This window comes from Amycolatopsis sp., from assembly GCF_025464955.1.
Classification (GTDB): Bacteria; Actinomycetota; Actinomycetes; order Mycobacteriales; family Pseudonocardiaceae; genus Amycolatopsis.
In genome coordinates, this window is sequence record NZ_JAODNM010000058.1 from 37,445 (window position 1) to 52,143 (window position 14,699).

Genomic DNA, 14,699 nt, shown 5'->3' on the forward strand with positions numbered 1-14,699 from the left:
CATCGGCCAACTCGCGTCGACGAACGCGGGACTCACGGTTGGTCGGGGCGTTGTGGCGTTGGACGCAACAAAGGTGGCCTTGAGGCAACGTCTCAGCAAGCGAGACGTACCATCCAGGCGTGCCGCTACAGACCCTTGTCGCCCGCCTGCCTTACCCTTCCCGTGCTGTTCAGCGGGCAGTCGCGATAGCGGCGGTGATCACGCAGGCCGGGATCGGGGTGACCGGGTCGGTCGTGCGGGTCACCGGGTCGGGGCTCGGCTGCCCGACCTGGCCGCAGTGCGTGCCGGGCAGCATGGTGCCGGTCTCGCGGTCGGAGTACCACGCGCTGAACCAGTGGATCGAGTTCAGCAACCGCATGCTGACCGGCGTCGTCATCGTCGTCGCGGCGCTGTGCGTGATCACGGCGTGGCGCGTACAGATCGCCGAGCCGTCACGGCGCCGCCTGGTCAAGCTCGCCTGGACGATGCCCGCGGGGGTCGTACTCCAGGCCGTCCTCGGCGGCATGACCGTACTGGCGAAGCTCGAGTGGTGGACGGTCGCGATCCACTTCCTCGCCTCGACCCCGCTGATCTGGCTCGCCGTACTTCTCTTACGCGCCTTCAACGAGGGTGACGCTTCCACGCACTGGCTGGTCCCCGCGTCGGGCCGCAAAATCCTCGTCGCGCTGGTCGTCTCGCTGTGGCTGCTGCTCATCGCCGGGACCACCGTCACCGGCGCCGGCCCGCACGGCGGCGCCGTCGACACCCACCGCCTCGACGTACCGATCCAGACACTCGCCTCGGTCCACAGCGGGATCCTGGTCGTCTACCTGCTCATCCTGGCGACGTTCGGCCTGCAGCTGATGCGGGTCGGCGCACCCAAGCGCCTGTGGCGGCACTATGGCGTCGTCTGGGCCGTCGCCCTCGCACAGGGGGTGCTCGGCGAGGTGCAGTACGCACTGGGCGTGCCCGAGACGCTGGTTTCGTTCCATGTGCTCGGATCGGCGCTGGTCATCATCGCCACCGCCGCCCTGTGGACCTCCGCCCGCGACCGCGGCCCGGCTCCCTCGCCCGAAACGCGCGACGAAGCCGAGCTCGCGACAGCGAACTAGCCGGCTAACCCAGCTGCTGACGCACAGCAGAGGCGAACCGAAGCGGCGCACCGGCGTCCGCGTAACGGAAACCCAGCGAAGGCTCGGCCAGTTCCAGCTCAAGCAGCGCGGGCTTGCCATTGTCCGCACGGACGAGGTCGATCCTGGCGTACAGCAGTTCGGCGCGCAGGATCCCCAGCAGCGAAGCGGCCGCGTCCAGCGCATCCTCAGCCAGCGCGCGGAAACCCGCGTCCGGCGCGGCCACGTCGAGCTGCTCGGCGACGTACAGCCCCGAATCGTCCATGGTCTGCCCGGACAGCATCGCGCCCTTCGTGAACGCGTGCGAGTAGACCCCGCCGAAGAAGACCAGTGCGGTTTCGCCATCGGTGTCCACTTTGGACTGATACGGCTGCACCAGCGCGGTGTACCCGTCGTCGTGCAACGACTTCAGGTGCTTCGACGCGCTGTCGTGCGCCGACGCCGCGAACCGTGCCGCTCCCCTGGACCCCGCGCCGACAGCCGGCTTGACGACGAAATCACCCTTCGGCCAACGCGGTGCCTCGCCCGGCTCCACCAGAACTGTCGGCACCGTCGCGATGCCGCTCTCGATCAGCTCGACGAGGTACGACTTGTCGGTGTTCCAGCGCACCACCGGCGCCGAGTTGACGAGCGCGGGCACCGAAGCGCACCAATCGAGGAAGTCGTCACGGCGCTCGGCGTAGTCCCAGGTCGCGCGCAGGATGACGATCTCGGCGTCGTCGAAGTCGACCGCCGGGTCACCCCAGGTCGCCCAGCTCGGCGTGAACCCGAGGTCGGCGAGCGCGGGCAGGACGTCGTGCTCGTCTCCGTCGCCTTCCGGCATCTTCTCGCAGCCGACGAGGATTGCTTTCCCGCTCACCGGCCCGCCATCTTGCGCCGGTGTGCCGAGCCGATCTTCACGGCGTTGACCGTGGCCGGGTCCCACTCCGCCGCTTCGAGACTTTCGACAGCCTCGACCAGCGCGTCACCGGTTGCGGGCGAGGGCACGACGACGTCGCCCAAGGCACCATCCGCACCGACGAGGACCACGCGGGCCCCGATGCGCCCGATGTTCTCGACGACGGCTTTCGCGGACTTGCCGTGCGCCGCGACGAACGCGCGTGCGCTCGCCAGCTGCCGGTCGGTCGGGGCGATTGTCTTTTCAGCCACAGTTTCCTCAGCCACACGGGGAGCTTAACCGCCCGTTACCGCGCTCGCGGAACATAGTGGTTCCGGCCATAGTTGCTACGGTCGAGACGGCCCCGACCCCAGGAGAGCGCATGTCCACGGCAGTACAGGTCCAGCAGACCGGCGGCCCCGAAGTACTCGAACTCGCCGACGTCCAAATCGGCGAACCCGGTCAGGGGCAGCTTCTGGTCGACGTGGCCGCCGCGGGCGTCAACTACATCGACACCTACCAGCGCCAGGGCATCTACCCGATCGACCTGCCGTTCACGCTCGGACTCGAAGGCGCGGGCACGGTGGCCGCCGTCGGCGAGGGCGTGACCGGCTTCGCACCCGGCGACCGCGTCGCGTGGACAGGCTCGCTCGGCAGCTACGCGCAGCGCACGCTGGTCCCGGCCGATATCGCGGTGCACGTGCCCGAGGGCGTGTCCGACGAAACCGCCGCCGCGCTCATGCTGCAGGGCATCACCGCGCACTACCTCGTCAGGTCGACGTACGAGGTCAAAGCGGGCGACGACGTCCTCGTGCACGCGGCCGCCGGTGGTGTCGGGCTCCTGCTGACGCAGCTGGCCAAGGCGCGCGGCGCGCGGGTGATCGGCACGGTGTCCACCGCGGAGAAGGAGCAGCTCGCGCGCGAGGCGGGCGCTGACGACGTCATCCGCTACGACGAGGTCGACTTCGCCGAGGTGACAAGGAAACTTACCGGTGGCGAGGGAGTCGCCGTGGTCTACGACGGCGTCGGCAAGACCACTGTGGACGGCAGCCTGGCGAGTCTGAAGATCCGCGGGACGCTCGCGCTGTTCGGCGCCGCGAGCGGCCCGGTGCCGCCGATCGATCCGCAGCGCCTCAACTCCGGCGGCTCCCTGTACCTGACCCGCCCGACAAGCACCCATTACGTCCGCACTCGCGAGGAGCTGGACTGGCGCGCGAGCGAGCTGTTCGCCGCCGTGGTCGACGGCTCGCTCACCGTCCGGATCGGCGGGCGCTACTCGCTGGCCGACGCCCGCCAGGCCCACGAGGACCTCCAGGGCCGCAAGACGACCGGAAAGTTGCTGCTGATCCCGTGACGCCGTATCCCGCGAACATCCGGCTGCAAGGTGACGGATTCGTCCTCCGCGAATGGACCGACGACGACGTCCCGGCGATGATCGCGACAATCGACGAACCGGACATCGCGCGCTACACCCGCCTGGCTTCGCCGTTCGACGAGGTCGCCGCGAAAACGCACCTCGAGAAGGGGCGTGTCAACCGGACCACGGGCAAAGCGATCCAGCTGGCGATCGCCACCGACGCCGGCGCGCTCGTCGGGACGATGGTGCTGTTCCGGACCGACGACGAAGACACCGGTGAGCTCGGCTACACGATTGCGAAGACGGCCCGCGGTCAAGGCCTGGCAGCGCGAGCGCTGCGGGTGATGACGGCGTACGGGTACGAACTCGGCTATACGACGTTGGTCCTGCGCATCGACGAGGAGAACGCCGCGAGCCAGGCCGTCGCCCGCAAAGCCGGCTACCACCTCACCGACGCTCCGCCTCTGGCCGACGACGTCAAAGGCCGCCTCGCGACGCTCTACCAGTGGCGGCACCGGGCGTAGCGGGACGTGAAGGCCACCTTCACACCACATTGCGCAATGAAGGTGGTCTTCACGTCCAATCGGTGCCCTAGCCCTGCGGAGAGCCGGTGGTGGGGCCGACATCGACGGCGTCGACGACAAAGACGAGCGTCTCGTTCGGCTTCACCGGGTCCTTGCCTTGGGGGCCGTAGCCCAAGGCGGGCGGGATGATGATCAGGCGCCGCGCGCCCTTCTTCTCGCCGATGAGGCCGTCGTTCCAGCCCTGGATGACCGGCGCCTGCCCCAGGTTCTGCACCGGGAACGTCTGCCCGCGGTCGAACGAGTTGTCGACGATGTTCTTGTCCGACCACGTCTCGAGCAGGTAGTTCGCGGTCACCGTGTCACCGGTCTTGGCGCCCGCGCCCGTCCCCGGCACGAGGTCCTTCGTCAGCAGCTTCGACGGCGCCGAGCAGGTGGTCGGGAGGGTGATCGTCGGCTTCACCCCGAACGCCCCGGCGACCTTGACGTCGTCAGCCGTGCACTCCGGCAGCTTCGCCTTCGTCGGCCCGGCCACCGGACCCGTCGCCGCGGCGGCCGGGGATGACGACGGCGACGAGCCGGAGCCCGACGTCGCGTCCTGACTCGTCGAACCGCAGGCGGCCACCGAAAGCACCGCGGCCGTTACGACCACTATCTTGGCGAGATTGCGCATGGCAAGGAGAATAACTGCGGCGCGCAGCGTCACCGTTGAGGGTGGCGGCGAGAGACGGGTGGGCCCTAGCCAAGGCCTGCCAGCGCCGGAACAGCCTCTCCGGTCTGGACAACACCGAGCCGCCGCGTCGCGCGGGTGAGCGCGACATACAGGTCATTCAGCCCCTTCGGTGACTCCGCGACGATCTCGTCCGGCGCGACCAGCACGACGGAGTCGAATTCGAGCCCCTTCGCCCGGTCCACTGGCGACACAGACAGCCGCTCGTCGTCGCTGAGCAACGCCGTCAGCGTAGTGACCCGGTCAGCGGGACACAGTACCGCGACCGTGCCACCGTCCACCGCGTCGAGTTCGCCGTCGACAAGGGACCGGAGCTTCGCGTCGAACTCACTCGGCCCGACTTCGGCGAGCCACGGCGCAACACCCGTTTCCCGCACCGAAACCGGCGCTTCGAGCGTCGGATCGAGCTCGGCGAGCACCGCCGACGCGACGGTCATGATCTCCGCCGGTGTGCGGTAGTTCACCGTCAGCTCTTCGAGCTTCCAGCGATCCGCGACATACGGCTTGAGCACGTCCGCCCACGACGTCGCGCCGCCGGCCGCGCCGGTCTGGGCGACGTCGCCGACCAGCGTCATCGAGTGGCTCGGGCAGCGGCGCATCAGCACGCGCCAGTCCATCGCGGACAGTTCCTGCGCCTCGTCGACGATGACGTGCCCGAACGTCCACGTCCGATCCTGCGCCGCCCGCTGCGCCGCGGTGAGCTCGCTGCGACGCTGCTGCCGCTCGGCGAACAGCTCCGCGTCGAGGACGTCTCCGACGCGTAGCAGCTCCTCGTCGATGATCTCTTCGTCCTGCTCCAGGATTTCGAGGACGCCTTCGGTGTACGCGCGCTCTTCACGCTCGCGACGCGCTTCTTCAGCGCGCGCTTCGGTGTCGTCCTCGCCGAGCAACTCGGCCAGCTCGTCGAGCAAGGCGATGTCGGCAGGCGTCCACGGAGACTCGATCGGCCGGACGAGCGACGCGCGATCGACCTCGCTGAGCCGCTTCCCGGCTGCGCTGTCAAGCCTTTCGCGCTCAGCGAACAGGTCATCGAGCACCTGCTCGGGGGTCAGCACCGGCCACAGCGAGTCGATCGCCTTCGCGACGCTCTTGTCGGCCGCGAGCTCCGCGCGGATGTCGGTCAGGTCGTCGAGGTCGAGGAGGTCCTCACCGAGCTTGCGCGCGGCCTGTTTGGTGAGCGCGTCGAGAAGGTCGGACACGAACAGCCGACGGGCCTGGTTGTGCGGACGTCGTGAGCGGCGCGCGTGGGCGCGCGCCTCGGTGCATGTTTTGCGGTCGAGGCGCATGATCTCGCGCTCGACCTCGAACTCCATCACCGGTTCAGGCACTCGCTGGCAGTCCCGGACGGCGTTGGCGAGGATGTTCGCCATCACCGAACGCCCCTTGACCTCGGCGGCGAGACGCGTGTCGGTGCCGTCGGCGACCAAGCCCGGATACAGCTGGCCGACGGTCGCGAGCAGCACGCCTGTCTCGCCGAGCGACGGCAGGACCTGCCCGATATAGCGCAGGAACGTGCTGTTCGGCCCGACCACGAGCACGCCGCGCTTGGTGAGCTGCTGACGGTACGTGTAGAGCAGGTACGCGGCGCGATGCAGCGCGACGGCCGTCTTGCCGGTGCCGGGGCCGCCCTGCACGACGACGACGCCGTTGAGCCCGGCCCGGATGATCCGGTCCTGCTCGGCCTGGATGGTCGCGACGATGTCGCTCATCTCGCCGGTCCGACGGCGTTCGAGGGCCGCGAGCAGCGCGGCCTCCCCCGCCAGGCCGAGGTCTTGACCCTGGTCAGCGGCCTGGAGGTCGAGGACCTCGTCGTCGAAGCCGACGACCTTCCGGCTCAGCGACCGGATGTGCCGACGTCGGCGCACGCCCTCGGGCGACGCGGCGGTGGCCAGATAGAACGGCCGCGCGACCGGCGCACGCCAGTCGAGCAGCAGCGGGCGGTACTCGTCGTCCTCGTCGAAGAGGCCGAGGCGCCCGATGTACGCGGTTTCGTCCTCGGCGTCCGGCAGGAAGTCGAGGCGGCCGAAGCAAAGTCCCTGCTCAACGGACCCGAGCTGAGCGAGGCGTTCGGTGTACATGCTGGTGGCGACGTCGCGCTCGGTGCGAGCCTGCGGCGTGCCACCGGTCTGGAGCAGCGTGGAGTCCAGCCGGCGCTGGGCGGTTTCCCGCTCGGCGTCGAGTTTGCGGTAGAGCACGGACACGTAGTCCTGCTCCCGCTGGATCTCAGCGGCGGTGTCGGGTGAAGACACGGACAAGCGGAACCCACTCTCGGTGGTCGAAGCTGAAGGGGGCGGAAGTGACCAACCAAGCCGGGCGCCTGGGCATTCCCGCGAAAAGGCTAGCGAACCTCCCGGATGAACGCAGACCAGGCACTCGAGGCGAAGGCAAGCGCCGGAAGGGCCCGATCCTTGGAGTCCCGGACCCCCACCGCCGGGCCTTGGAGCGCGACCTCGATGCAGTTTGCAGTGTCGGCGCTATAACTGCTCTTGAACCAATGGGGACTGGAGTTGGAGTGTGGGCTCATGTGGCCATGATCCCACGGTCATTCAGGAAAGTCGTCCCGCTGCAGCTGCGATCAGCTCTAGCGATTCAGCAGGTCCATGAGACAAATCAACGAGCTCGGCCCACGTCCTGGTGTAGGTCTCGATGTGTTCTTCCTCATCCAAGAACAGGCTTGAGACCTTGTTCTCCAGCAGGACGAGACTCGCCTCAGCGTCGTACTCAAGGACGATGAACGGACCTGCAAGTCCGGGATGCAAACCGGCGTCCGTAGGCAGAACCTGGATGACAACGTTTTCGTGGGACGCATCGTCGAGCAACTTCCGTAGCTGACGTCCCTGCGCACCGGGCGCACCGAATGGCTGGGTGAGCAGACTCTCGGCGAGAATCACCTTGAGCCCCAACGGTTCCGACCGCGACAGCAAACCCTGCCGCGCCATCCTGCTGGCGACCAGCGCGTCGACCTGATCGGGCGACAAGCTGTTGCCGGTCGCCTGAATGACCGCTTTGGCGTACTCCGGTGTCTGGATCAGACCTGGGATCACCAGCGGTGCAAACTGAAGGATGCCGCTGGCTTCGTCTTCGAAGTCGACCCAGGTCTGCCAGTCGTGCGGGAGGTTGGGGCTGGTCATCCGCAGCCAGCCGCGCTGTTCGGCGTGGCGTGCGATGTCCATCACCTCGACCCGGCGTTGCGCGGAGACGCGGTAGAAGTCGAGCAGTTTCTCCAGATCGTCCATGTAGAAGCCGATTTCGGCGTTCTCCATGCGGTTGACCTTGCTGCCCGAAAGGTCCGTCTGTCTACTCACCTCCGCCGCGCTGAGTCCGCTACTCGCGCGCAGACGACGCAGGACGATCGCGAGACGACGGGATTTGACCGAGGGACCGGCACGACGAGCCACTGCTCACACCTCCAGGTTGGGGACTACAAACAGTCAACCCTCCGGCAGTCAGCATTGCCAGACTCCTCACCCAAAAGAGGAATTGCATGTGCATCTGATGTGCGTCAATACTTGGCGAGACGATCAACTCAGCGAAAAGGAGCCCCATGACCGCCGACAGCGTCATGCTCAGCGTGTTCACCGAGGATTCACCCCGGCGCGAATGGCTGCTGCGGTGTCAGGACAGCGACCTGCGACTGGGGGTCTGCGGGGTCGAGGCGAACAACGGCGAGATCGGCATCGCGGGCCCCGGCGGCGAGTACTTCACCCTGCAGCACCGCAACATCGTCGAGTTCCGCACCGCCCTCGACGCCGCCATCACCCAGGCCGTCGCCGACAAAAGCTCGTGAGCACTTAGGCCGGTTCTAACCGGCCGGAACACTCACGAGTCCTAGAGGTGGGCGATCACCGGCAGACCGACAGCGGAATCCACGGCCAGCGCGACGAACACCACCATCAAGTACGTGTTCGAGCGGTGGAACAACGCCATCGGCTTGGTCTCCTCACCACGGCGCACAGCGGCTTGCAAGCTGTGCGCGTAGAAGAGGAACCAGCCACCGGCGACCAGCGCAAACGACGCGTACAACCACGAAGTAACCGGGATCAGCAGCATCGTCCAGGCGACCATGACCCACGAGTAGATGACGATCTGCCGCGCGACGTGTTCGGCGGTGGCGACGACCGGCAGCATCGGGACACCCGCGCGCTCGTAGTCGTCGCGGTACTTCATGCCGAGCGCCCAGGTGTGCGGCGGCGTCCAGAAGAAGATGACGCCGAACATCACGAACGCCGGCCACTGCACGGTCCCGGAGACCGCGGCCCAGCCGATCACCACCGGCATACAACCCGCGGCACCGCCCCACACCACGTTCTGTGAAGTCCGCCGCTTGAGCACCAGGGTGTACACGAAGATATAGAACAGGATCGTCACGATGGCGAGGATCGCGGACAGCGGGTTGACCGTGAGGTACAACACCACGAACGACAGCACGCCGAGGGTGAGCCCGAAGATCAGCGCGTTGCGGCGCGACACCGAGTCCTTCACCAGTGGACGGCGTTTGGTGCGGTTCATCACCTTGTCGATGTCCGCGTCGATCACGCAGTTCAACGCGTTCGCGCTGCCGGCGGCCATCGTGCCGCCGACGAGCGTGGCGAGCACGAGCCACGGGCTCGGAATCTGCCGCCCGGCCAGGAACATGGCCGGAATGGTGGTCACCAGCAGCAGCTCGATGACACGCGGCTTGGCGAGGGCGGCATAAGCGCCGAAAACCGAGCGCAGGGTTCGTTTCCCGCCCTCGGGCCGTTCGCCGGTGGCGTGCACCGCGCTGGCGCTGTCACTGCGGCCGTGCGCAGCGTTCACCAACGACATTTCACTCCCTGCGTCAGATCGGGGCGGGCACCGGCACCTGGTTGATCTTGTGGTGGAACCCGGATACCTGCGGGGCTGAGCCCGCGATCGATGCTAGACGCGTACCTCTCGCTCCGTGATCGCGGGTCCTCACGCCGCGCCGGGCATCGCACGAACGGTCGAACCACTAGGCTGATCGCGCGGGGCTCCGGCGTGCGCATGCGCACAGCTCCGAGCAGGAATATCGTCTCTTCGGGATCGATTGAGATTAGTAGAGCGTGCTCACGGGCACACCAGAGAGTCACCAAGCTCAAGACGTGGAAGACACATGACGACGGGGAGTTCGAGTTCAGTGCCTGAGACCGCCTCAACCAGCGAGAACAACCCACTGCTGCGGCGAAACGTGCCCGCGGACTGGACAGCGACCGACACCCGCGCGGTGGACACCGTCCGGGTCCTCGCCGCCGACGCCGTGGAGAACTGCGGCAGCGGCCATCCGGGCACCGCGATGAGCCTGGCCCCGCTCGCCTACACGCTGTTCCAGCGCACGCTGGTCCACGACCCGGCGGACCAGCACTGGGCCGGCCGCGACAGGTTCATCCTGTCGTGTGGCCACAGCAGCCTGACGATCTACATCCAGCTGTACCTCGCGGGCTACGGCCTCGAGCTGGACGACCTCAAGCAGCTCCGCAAGTGGGGCTCGAAGACCCCGGGCCACCCGGAGTACCGCCACACCGACGGCGTCGAGACCACGACCGGCCCGCTCGGCCAGGGCCTCGCCAACGGCGTCGGCATGGCGATGGCGGCGCGGCGCGAGCGCGGCCTGCTGGACCCGGACGCGGCCCCCGGCGAGTCGATCTTCGACCACCACATCTACGTGATCGCCTCCGATGGTGACATCGAAGAGGGCGTCACGGCCGAGGCGTCGTCGATCGCCGGCCGCCAGGAGCTCGGCAACCTGATCGTCTTCTACGACGACAACAAGATCTCCATCGAGGACGACACCAACATCGCGCTGTCCGAGGACACCGTGAAGCGTTACGAGGCGTACGGCTGGCACACCCAGGTCGTCGAGGGTGGCGAGAACGTCGTCGCGATCGAAGAGGCGATCAGGAACGCGAAGGCCGAGACCGGCCGTCCGTCCTTCATCGCGGTGCGTACGATCATCGGCTACCCGGCGCCGACGAAGATGAACACCGGCAAGTCGCACGGCTCGGCGCTCGGCGCCACCGAGGTCGCCGCCGTCAAGACGATCCTCGGCTTCGACCCGGAGCAGAGCTTCGAGGTCGACGACGACGTCATCAAGCACACCCGCCAGGCGCTCGACCGCGGCAAGGCCGCACACGACGAGTGGCAGACGAAGTACGACGCGTGGGGCGCGGCGAACCCGGAGCGCAAGGCACTCGCCGAGCGCCTCACCACCCGCACGCTCCCCGAGGGCTGGGCCGAGAAGCTGCCCAGCTGGGCGCCCGACGCCAAGGGCATCGCCACCCGCGTCGCTTCCGGTGAAACGCTCAGCGCGCTCGCCGACGTCCTGCCCGAGCTGTGGGGCGGTTCGGCCGACCTGGCCGGCAGCAACAACACCACGATGAAGGGTGCCGACTCCTTCGGCCCAGAGAAGGCGTCGACCGACACCTGGAACGCCAACCCGTACGGCCGGACGCTGCACTTCGGCATCCGCGAGCACGCCATGGGCGCGATCATGAACGGGATCGTGCTGCACGGCGGCACCCGGGTCTACGGCGGCACCTTCCTGGTATTCAGCGACTACATGCGGCCCGCCGTCCGACTGGCCTCGCTGATGCAGCTGCCGGTCATCTACGTCTGGACCCACGACTCCATCGGCCTCGGCGAGGACGGGCCGACCCACCAGCCGATCGAGCACCTGCCGGCGCTGCGCGCGATCCCCGGCCTGAACGTGGTCCGCCCCGGCGACGCGAACGAGACGGCGTACGCGGTGCGGGCCATCCTGACCAACCCGACGGCGCCGGCCGGCATCGCGCTCACCCGGCAGAACCTGCCCATCCTCCAGGGCAGCTCGGCCGAGGGCGTCGCCAAGGGCGCCTACGTGCTGGCCGACTTCGACGACACCAGCCCGTCCGCCCAGAAGGTGATCATCATGGCCACCGGGTCGGAGGTGCAGCTGGCCGTCGAGGCCCGCGAGCGCCTGGCCGCCGAGGGGGTGTCCGTCCGGGTCGTCTCGGTGCCCTGCCTGGAGTGGTTCGAGCAGCAGGACGAGGCGTACCGCCGCACCGTGCTGCCGCCGGAGGTCAAGGCCAGGGTCGCGGTCGAGGCGGCCCAGCCGCTGACCTGGTACCGCTGGGTCGGCGACGCCGGCGAGATCGTCGGCATCGACCACTACGGCGCGAGCGCCGACTACAAGACGCTGTACGAGAAGTTCGGGATCACCGGGGACAGCGTGGTTGCCGCCGCCCGCTCTTCCCTCCAGAAGACGAACAGCTGAGGAGCGCACATCCCATGACCGAGCAGAATCGACTCGCCGCGCTCAGCGAGGCCGGCGTGTCCATCTGGCTGGACGACCTGTCCCGCGAGCGGCTCGACTCGGACAACCTCGCCGAGCTGATCCGCGACTTCCACGTGGTCGGCGTGACCACGAACCCGACCATCTTCGCCAACGCACTGAGCCACGGGGAGGCCTACAACGCGCAGATGCGCGAGCTGGCGTCCCGGGGCGCATCGGTGGACGACGCGGTGCGCGAGGCGACCGTGGCCGACGTGCAGCGCGCCTGCGACCTGTTCCGCAGCACCTGGGAGAGCACCAGCGGCGTCGACGGCCGGGTGTCCCTCGAGGTGGCCCCGGACCTGGCGCACGACACGGAGGCCACCGCCGCGCAGGCACTGGACCTGTGGAAGGGGGTGGACCGGCCCAACCTGATGGTCAAGATCCCGGCCACCGTGGAAGGCCTGCCGGCGATCACCAGCGCGATCAGCGAGGGAATCAGCGTGAACGTGACGCTGATCTTCTCCATCGAGCGCTACCTCACGGTGATGGACGCCTACCTGAGCGGCCTCGAGCAGGCTGCCGCGAACGGGCACAACCTCGCCTCGATCCGGTCGGTCGCGTCCTTCTTCGTCTCCCGGGTGGACACCGAGATCGACCCCCGGCTGGAGAAGATCGGCACCGACGAGGCGCTCGCGCTGCGCGGCAAGGCCGCCGTGGCCAACGCCCGGCTGGCACACGAGGCGTTCCGCAAGGTGTTCTCCTCCGACCGCTGGGCACCGCTGGCCGCCAAGGGCGCGAACCCGCAGCGGCCGCTGTGGGCCTCGACCGGGGTGAAGAACAAGGCCTACCCGGACACCCTCTACGTCACCGAGCTGGTCGTCGCGGACACGGTGAACACCATGCCGGAGGCGACGATGAAGGCGTTCGCCGACCACGGCGAGGTGAAGGGCGACCGGGTCACCGGCCTGGCCGACGACGCGCGGCAGGTCTTCGAGGCGCTGACCGCGGCCGGCGTGGACGTGCCCGACGTGTTCGAGGTGCTGGAGCGCGAGGGCGTGGAGAAGTTCATCGCCAGCTGGAACGAGCTCAAGGAGACCGTGCGCGAGCAGCTGGAGGCCGCTAAGTGAGTTCGGTCCAACTCCGGATCGTCGATCCCGACCTGGCCGACGAGGCCAGGCGGATCGCGACCGGGCTGGCCGATGACAAGGTCGCCTCCGGCATCGCGGCGAAGGACGCGACGCTGTGGGGTCCGGACGCCGAGTCCGAGGCGTCGGTCCGGCTGAACTGGGTGGACCTGGGCACCAGCTCCCGCCCGCTGGTGGCCCAGGTCGCCGAGCTGAAGTCCAGGCTCGCCTCGACCGGGGTGCACCGGGTGGTGCTGGCCGGCATGGGCGGGTCGTCGCTGGCCCCCGAGGTGATCTGCCGGACGGCCGGCGTGCCGCTGGTGGTGCTGGACACCACCGACGCCAGCCAGGTGGACGACGCGCTGGCCGGTGACCTGCCCTCGACCGTGCTGGTGGTGTCGTCGAAGTCCGGCTCCACGGTGGAGACGGACAGCCACTACCGGATCTTCACCGAGCAGTTCGTCGCCGCCGGGCTGGATCCCGCCGAGCACATCGTGGTGGTCACCGACCCCGGTTCGCCGCTGCACGCCCGCGCCGAGGACGCCGGCCTCACGGTGATCGCCGCCGACCCGCACGTCGGCGGCCGGTACTCCGCGCTCACCGCGTTCGGGCTGGTGCCGGCCGGGCTGGCCGGCGCGGACATCGGCCAGCTGCTCGACGACGCGGCGGCCGCCGCCGAGGTGCTCGGCCAGGACGGGACGGACAACCCCGCCCTGCTGCTCGGCGCCGCCCTCGGTTCCCGGCACGCCGCCGGGGCGGAGAAGGTCGTGCTGGCCGACACCGGCTCGGGCATCGCCGGCTTCGCGGACTGGGCCGAGCAGCTGATCGCGGAGTCCACCGGCAAGCTGGGCACCGGACTGCTGCCGGTCGTGGTGGAGAGCGCGCACGCGCCCGGGTTCGCCGACGCCGGTGACGACGCCACCACGGTGGCCATCGGCCCTGACCCGGACGGCGCCATGATCACCACCGCTGGCCCGCTCGGTGGCCTGTTCCTGTTCTGGGAGTACGCCACCGCGGTGGCCGGCCGGCTGCTCGGCATCAACCCGTTCGACCAACCGGACGTGGAGGCCGCCAAGAACGCCGCCAGGGCGCTGCTGGACGCCCCGGCCGCCGGCTCCGACTCCCCGCCCACCTTCACCGACGGCGCGATCGAGGTGTTCGCCGGCGACTGGCTGCCGGCCGACGCGGAACGCACCGCGGTCGGAGCGGTGCGTGCCCTGCTGGCCGCCGCCCCGGACGCCGGCTACCTGTCCGTGCAGGCCTACCTGGACCGGCTCGCGGACGCTTCGACGGCGGTGCTGCGGCCGGAGCTGGCCACGATCTCCGGGCTGCAGACCACGTTCGGCTGGGGCCCCCGGTTCCTGCACTCCACCGGCCAGTACCACAAGGGCGGCCACCAGAACGGCGTGTTCCTCCAGGTCACCGGCGCGGTCGAGGAAGACATCCAGGTGCCCAGCCGGCCCTACACACTGGGCGTGTTGCAGCACGCCCAAGCGCTGGGCGACGGATCGGTGCTCGCCGACCACGGCCGGCCGGTGCTGCGCCTGCATCTGACCGACCGGGTGGCCGGGCTGGCCGAACTGGTCAAGGCACTGGTGGAGGTAAACAGGTGACGAGGGCGGTGGTGCGCAACCCGCTGCGCGACGAGCGGGACAAGCGGCTGCCCAGGATCGCCGGGCCGTGCGGCGTGGTGATCTTCGGCGTCACCGGTGACCTGTCCCGCAAGAAGCTG

Annotated in this window: 14 protein-coding genes; 7 read left to right on the plus strand and 7 right to left on the minus strand. The window is 68.8% G+C overall.

The window, feature by feature from the left end; translation table 11 throughout:
- Positions 1–119: 119 nt before the first annotated feature.
- Positions 120–1,091: a COX15/CtaA family protein gene (locus tag JWQ81_RS13170; protein ID WP_297541122.1), complete on the plus strand. Its 972-nt coding sequence runs from the start codon at positions 120–122 to the stop codon at positions 1,089–1,091.
- A 4-nt stretch (positions 1,092–1,095) separates the two neighbouring features.
- Here the strand turns inward: JWQ81_RS13170 and JWQ81_RS13175 are convergent, their stop codons facing one another.
- Both JWQ81_RS13175 and JWQ81_RS13180 read right to left on the minus strand, forming a co-directional pair.
- Complete coding sequence (locus JWQ81_RS13175) at positions 1,096–1,968, minus strand: hypothetical protein (protein WP_297541125.1); 873 nt, start codon at positions 1,966–1,968, stop codon at positions 1,096–1,098.
- The gene (locus tag JWQ81_RS13180; protein ID WP_297541127.1) at positions 1,965–2,273 is read right to left on the minus strand and encodes a hypothetical protein; all 309 of its coding nucleotides are present in this window, start codon (positions 2,271–2,273) and stop codon (positions 1,965–1,967) included. The genes JWQ81_RS13175 and JWQ81_RS13180 overlap by 4 nt, the downstream gene beginning before the upstream one ends.
- Before the next feature lie 95 nt (positions 2,274–2,368).
- Between JWQ81_RS13180 and JWQ81_RS13185 the strand changes: the two genes are divergently transcribed.
- On the plus strand, positions 2,369–3,340 hold the full coding sequence (locus tag JWQ81_RS13185) for a quinone oxidoreductase (protein ID WP_297541129.1): 972 nt from the start codon (positions 2,369–2,371) through the stop codon (positions 3,338–3,340).
- Entirely contained in the window at positions 3,337–3,867 is a 531-nt protein-coding gene (locus JWQ81_RS13190; RefSeq protein ID WP_297541131.1) for a GNAT family N-acetyltransferase, read from the plus strand. The genes JWQ81_RS13185 and JWQ81_RS13190 overlap by 4 nt, the downstream gene beginning before the upstream one ends.
- 67 nt (positions 3,868–3,934) lie before the next feature.
- On the opposite strand, the gene JWQ81_RS13195 is transcribed toward JWQ81_RS13190, so the two are convergent.
- From JWQ81_RS13195 to JWQ81_RS13210, 4 genes are all read right to left on the minus strand, one after another.
- Positions 3,935–4,537 carry an FKBP-type peptidyl-prolyl cis-trans isomerase gene (locus tag JWQ81_RS13195; RefSeq protein ID WP_297541133.1) on the minus strand — a complete coding sequence of 201 codons (603 nt, stop codon included), beginning with the start codon at positions 4,535–4,537 and terminating at the stop codon, positions 3,935–3,937.
- A 65-nt stretch (positions 4,538–4,602) separates the two neighbouring features.
- Positions 4,603–6,849, minus strand: a complete 2,247-nt coding sequence (locus tag JWQ81_RS13200) for an ATP-binding domain-containing protein (protein WP_297541135.1) — start codon at positions 6,847–6,849, stop codon at positions 4,603–4,605.
- Positions 6,850–6,932: 83 nt separating this feature from the next.
- A complete protein-coding gene (locus JWQ81_RS13205) occupies positions 6,933–7,118 on the minus strand; it encodes a DUF397 domain-containing protein (protein ID WP_297541137.1) in 186 nt (61 codons plus the stop codon).
- 22 nt (positions 7,119–7,140) lie between these two features.
- Positions 7,141–7,992 (minus strand): helix-turn-helix transcriptional regulator, encoded by an 852-nt coding sequence (locus JWQ81_RS13210; protein WP_297541139.1) that lies wholly within the window; start codon positions 7,990–7,992, stop codon positions 7,141–7,143.
- A gap of 146 nt (positions 7,993–8,138) precedes the next feature.
- Between JWQ81_RS13210 and JWQ81_RS13215 the strand changes: the two genes are divergently transcribed.
- The gene (locus JWQ81_RS13215) at positions 8,139–8,381 is read left to right on the plus strand and encodes a hypothetical protein (RefSeq protein WP_297541141.1); all 243 of its coding nucleotides are present in this window, start codon (positions 8,139–8,141) and stop codon (positions 8,379–8,381) included.
- Between the two features lie 41 nt (positions 8,382–8,422).
- Here JWQ81_RS13215 and JWQ81_RS13220 read toward each other — a convergent pair whose 3' ends face one another.
- The gene (locus JWQ81_RS13220; protein ID WP_297541143.1) at positions 8,423–9,400 is read right to left on the minus strand and encodes a heme o synthase; all 978 of its coding nucleotides are present in this window, start codon (positions 9,398–9,400) and stop codon (positions 8,423–8,425) included.
- 331 nt (positions 9,401–9,731) lie between these two features.
- Between JWQ81_RS13220 and tkt the strand changes: the two genes are divergently transcribed.
- The 3 genes from tkt to JWQ81_RS13235 are packed head-to-tail and all read left to right on the plus strand — an operon-like array spanning position 9,732 to position 14,580.
- Entirely contained in the window at positions 9,732–11,843 is a 2,112-nt protein-coding gene (gene tkt / locus JWQ81_RS13225; protein WP_297541146.1) for a transketolase, read from the plus strand.
- 14 nt (positions 11,844–11,857) lie between these two features.
- Complete coding sequence (gene tal, locus JWQ81_RS13230; protein WP_297541148.1) at positions 11,858–12,970, plus strand: transaldolase; 1,113 nt, start codon at positions 11,858–11,860, stop codon at positions 12,968–12,970.
- Positions 12,967–14,580, plus strand: a complete 1,614-nt coding sequence (locus tag JWQ81_RS13235) for a glucose-6-phosphate isomerase (protein ID WP_297541150.1) — start codon at positions 12,967–12,969, stop codon at positions 14,578–14,580. The genes tal and JWQ81_RS13235 overlap by 4 nt, the downstream gene beginning before the upstream one ends.
- The last annotated feature ends 119 nt before the right edge of the window (positions 14,581–14,699 follow it).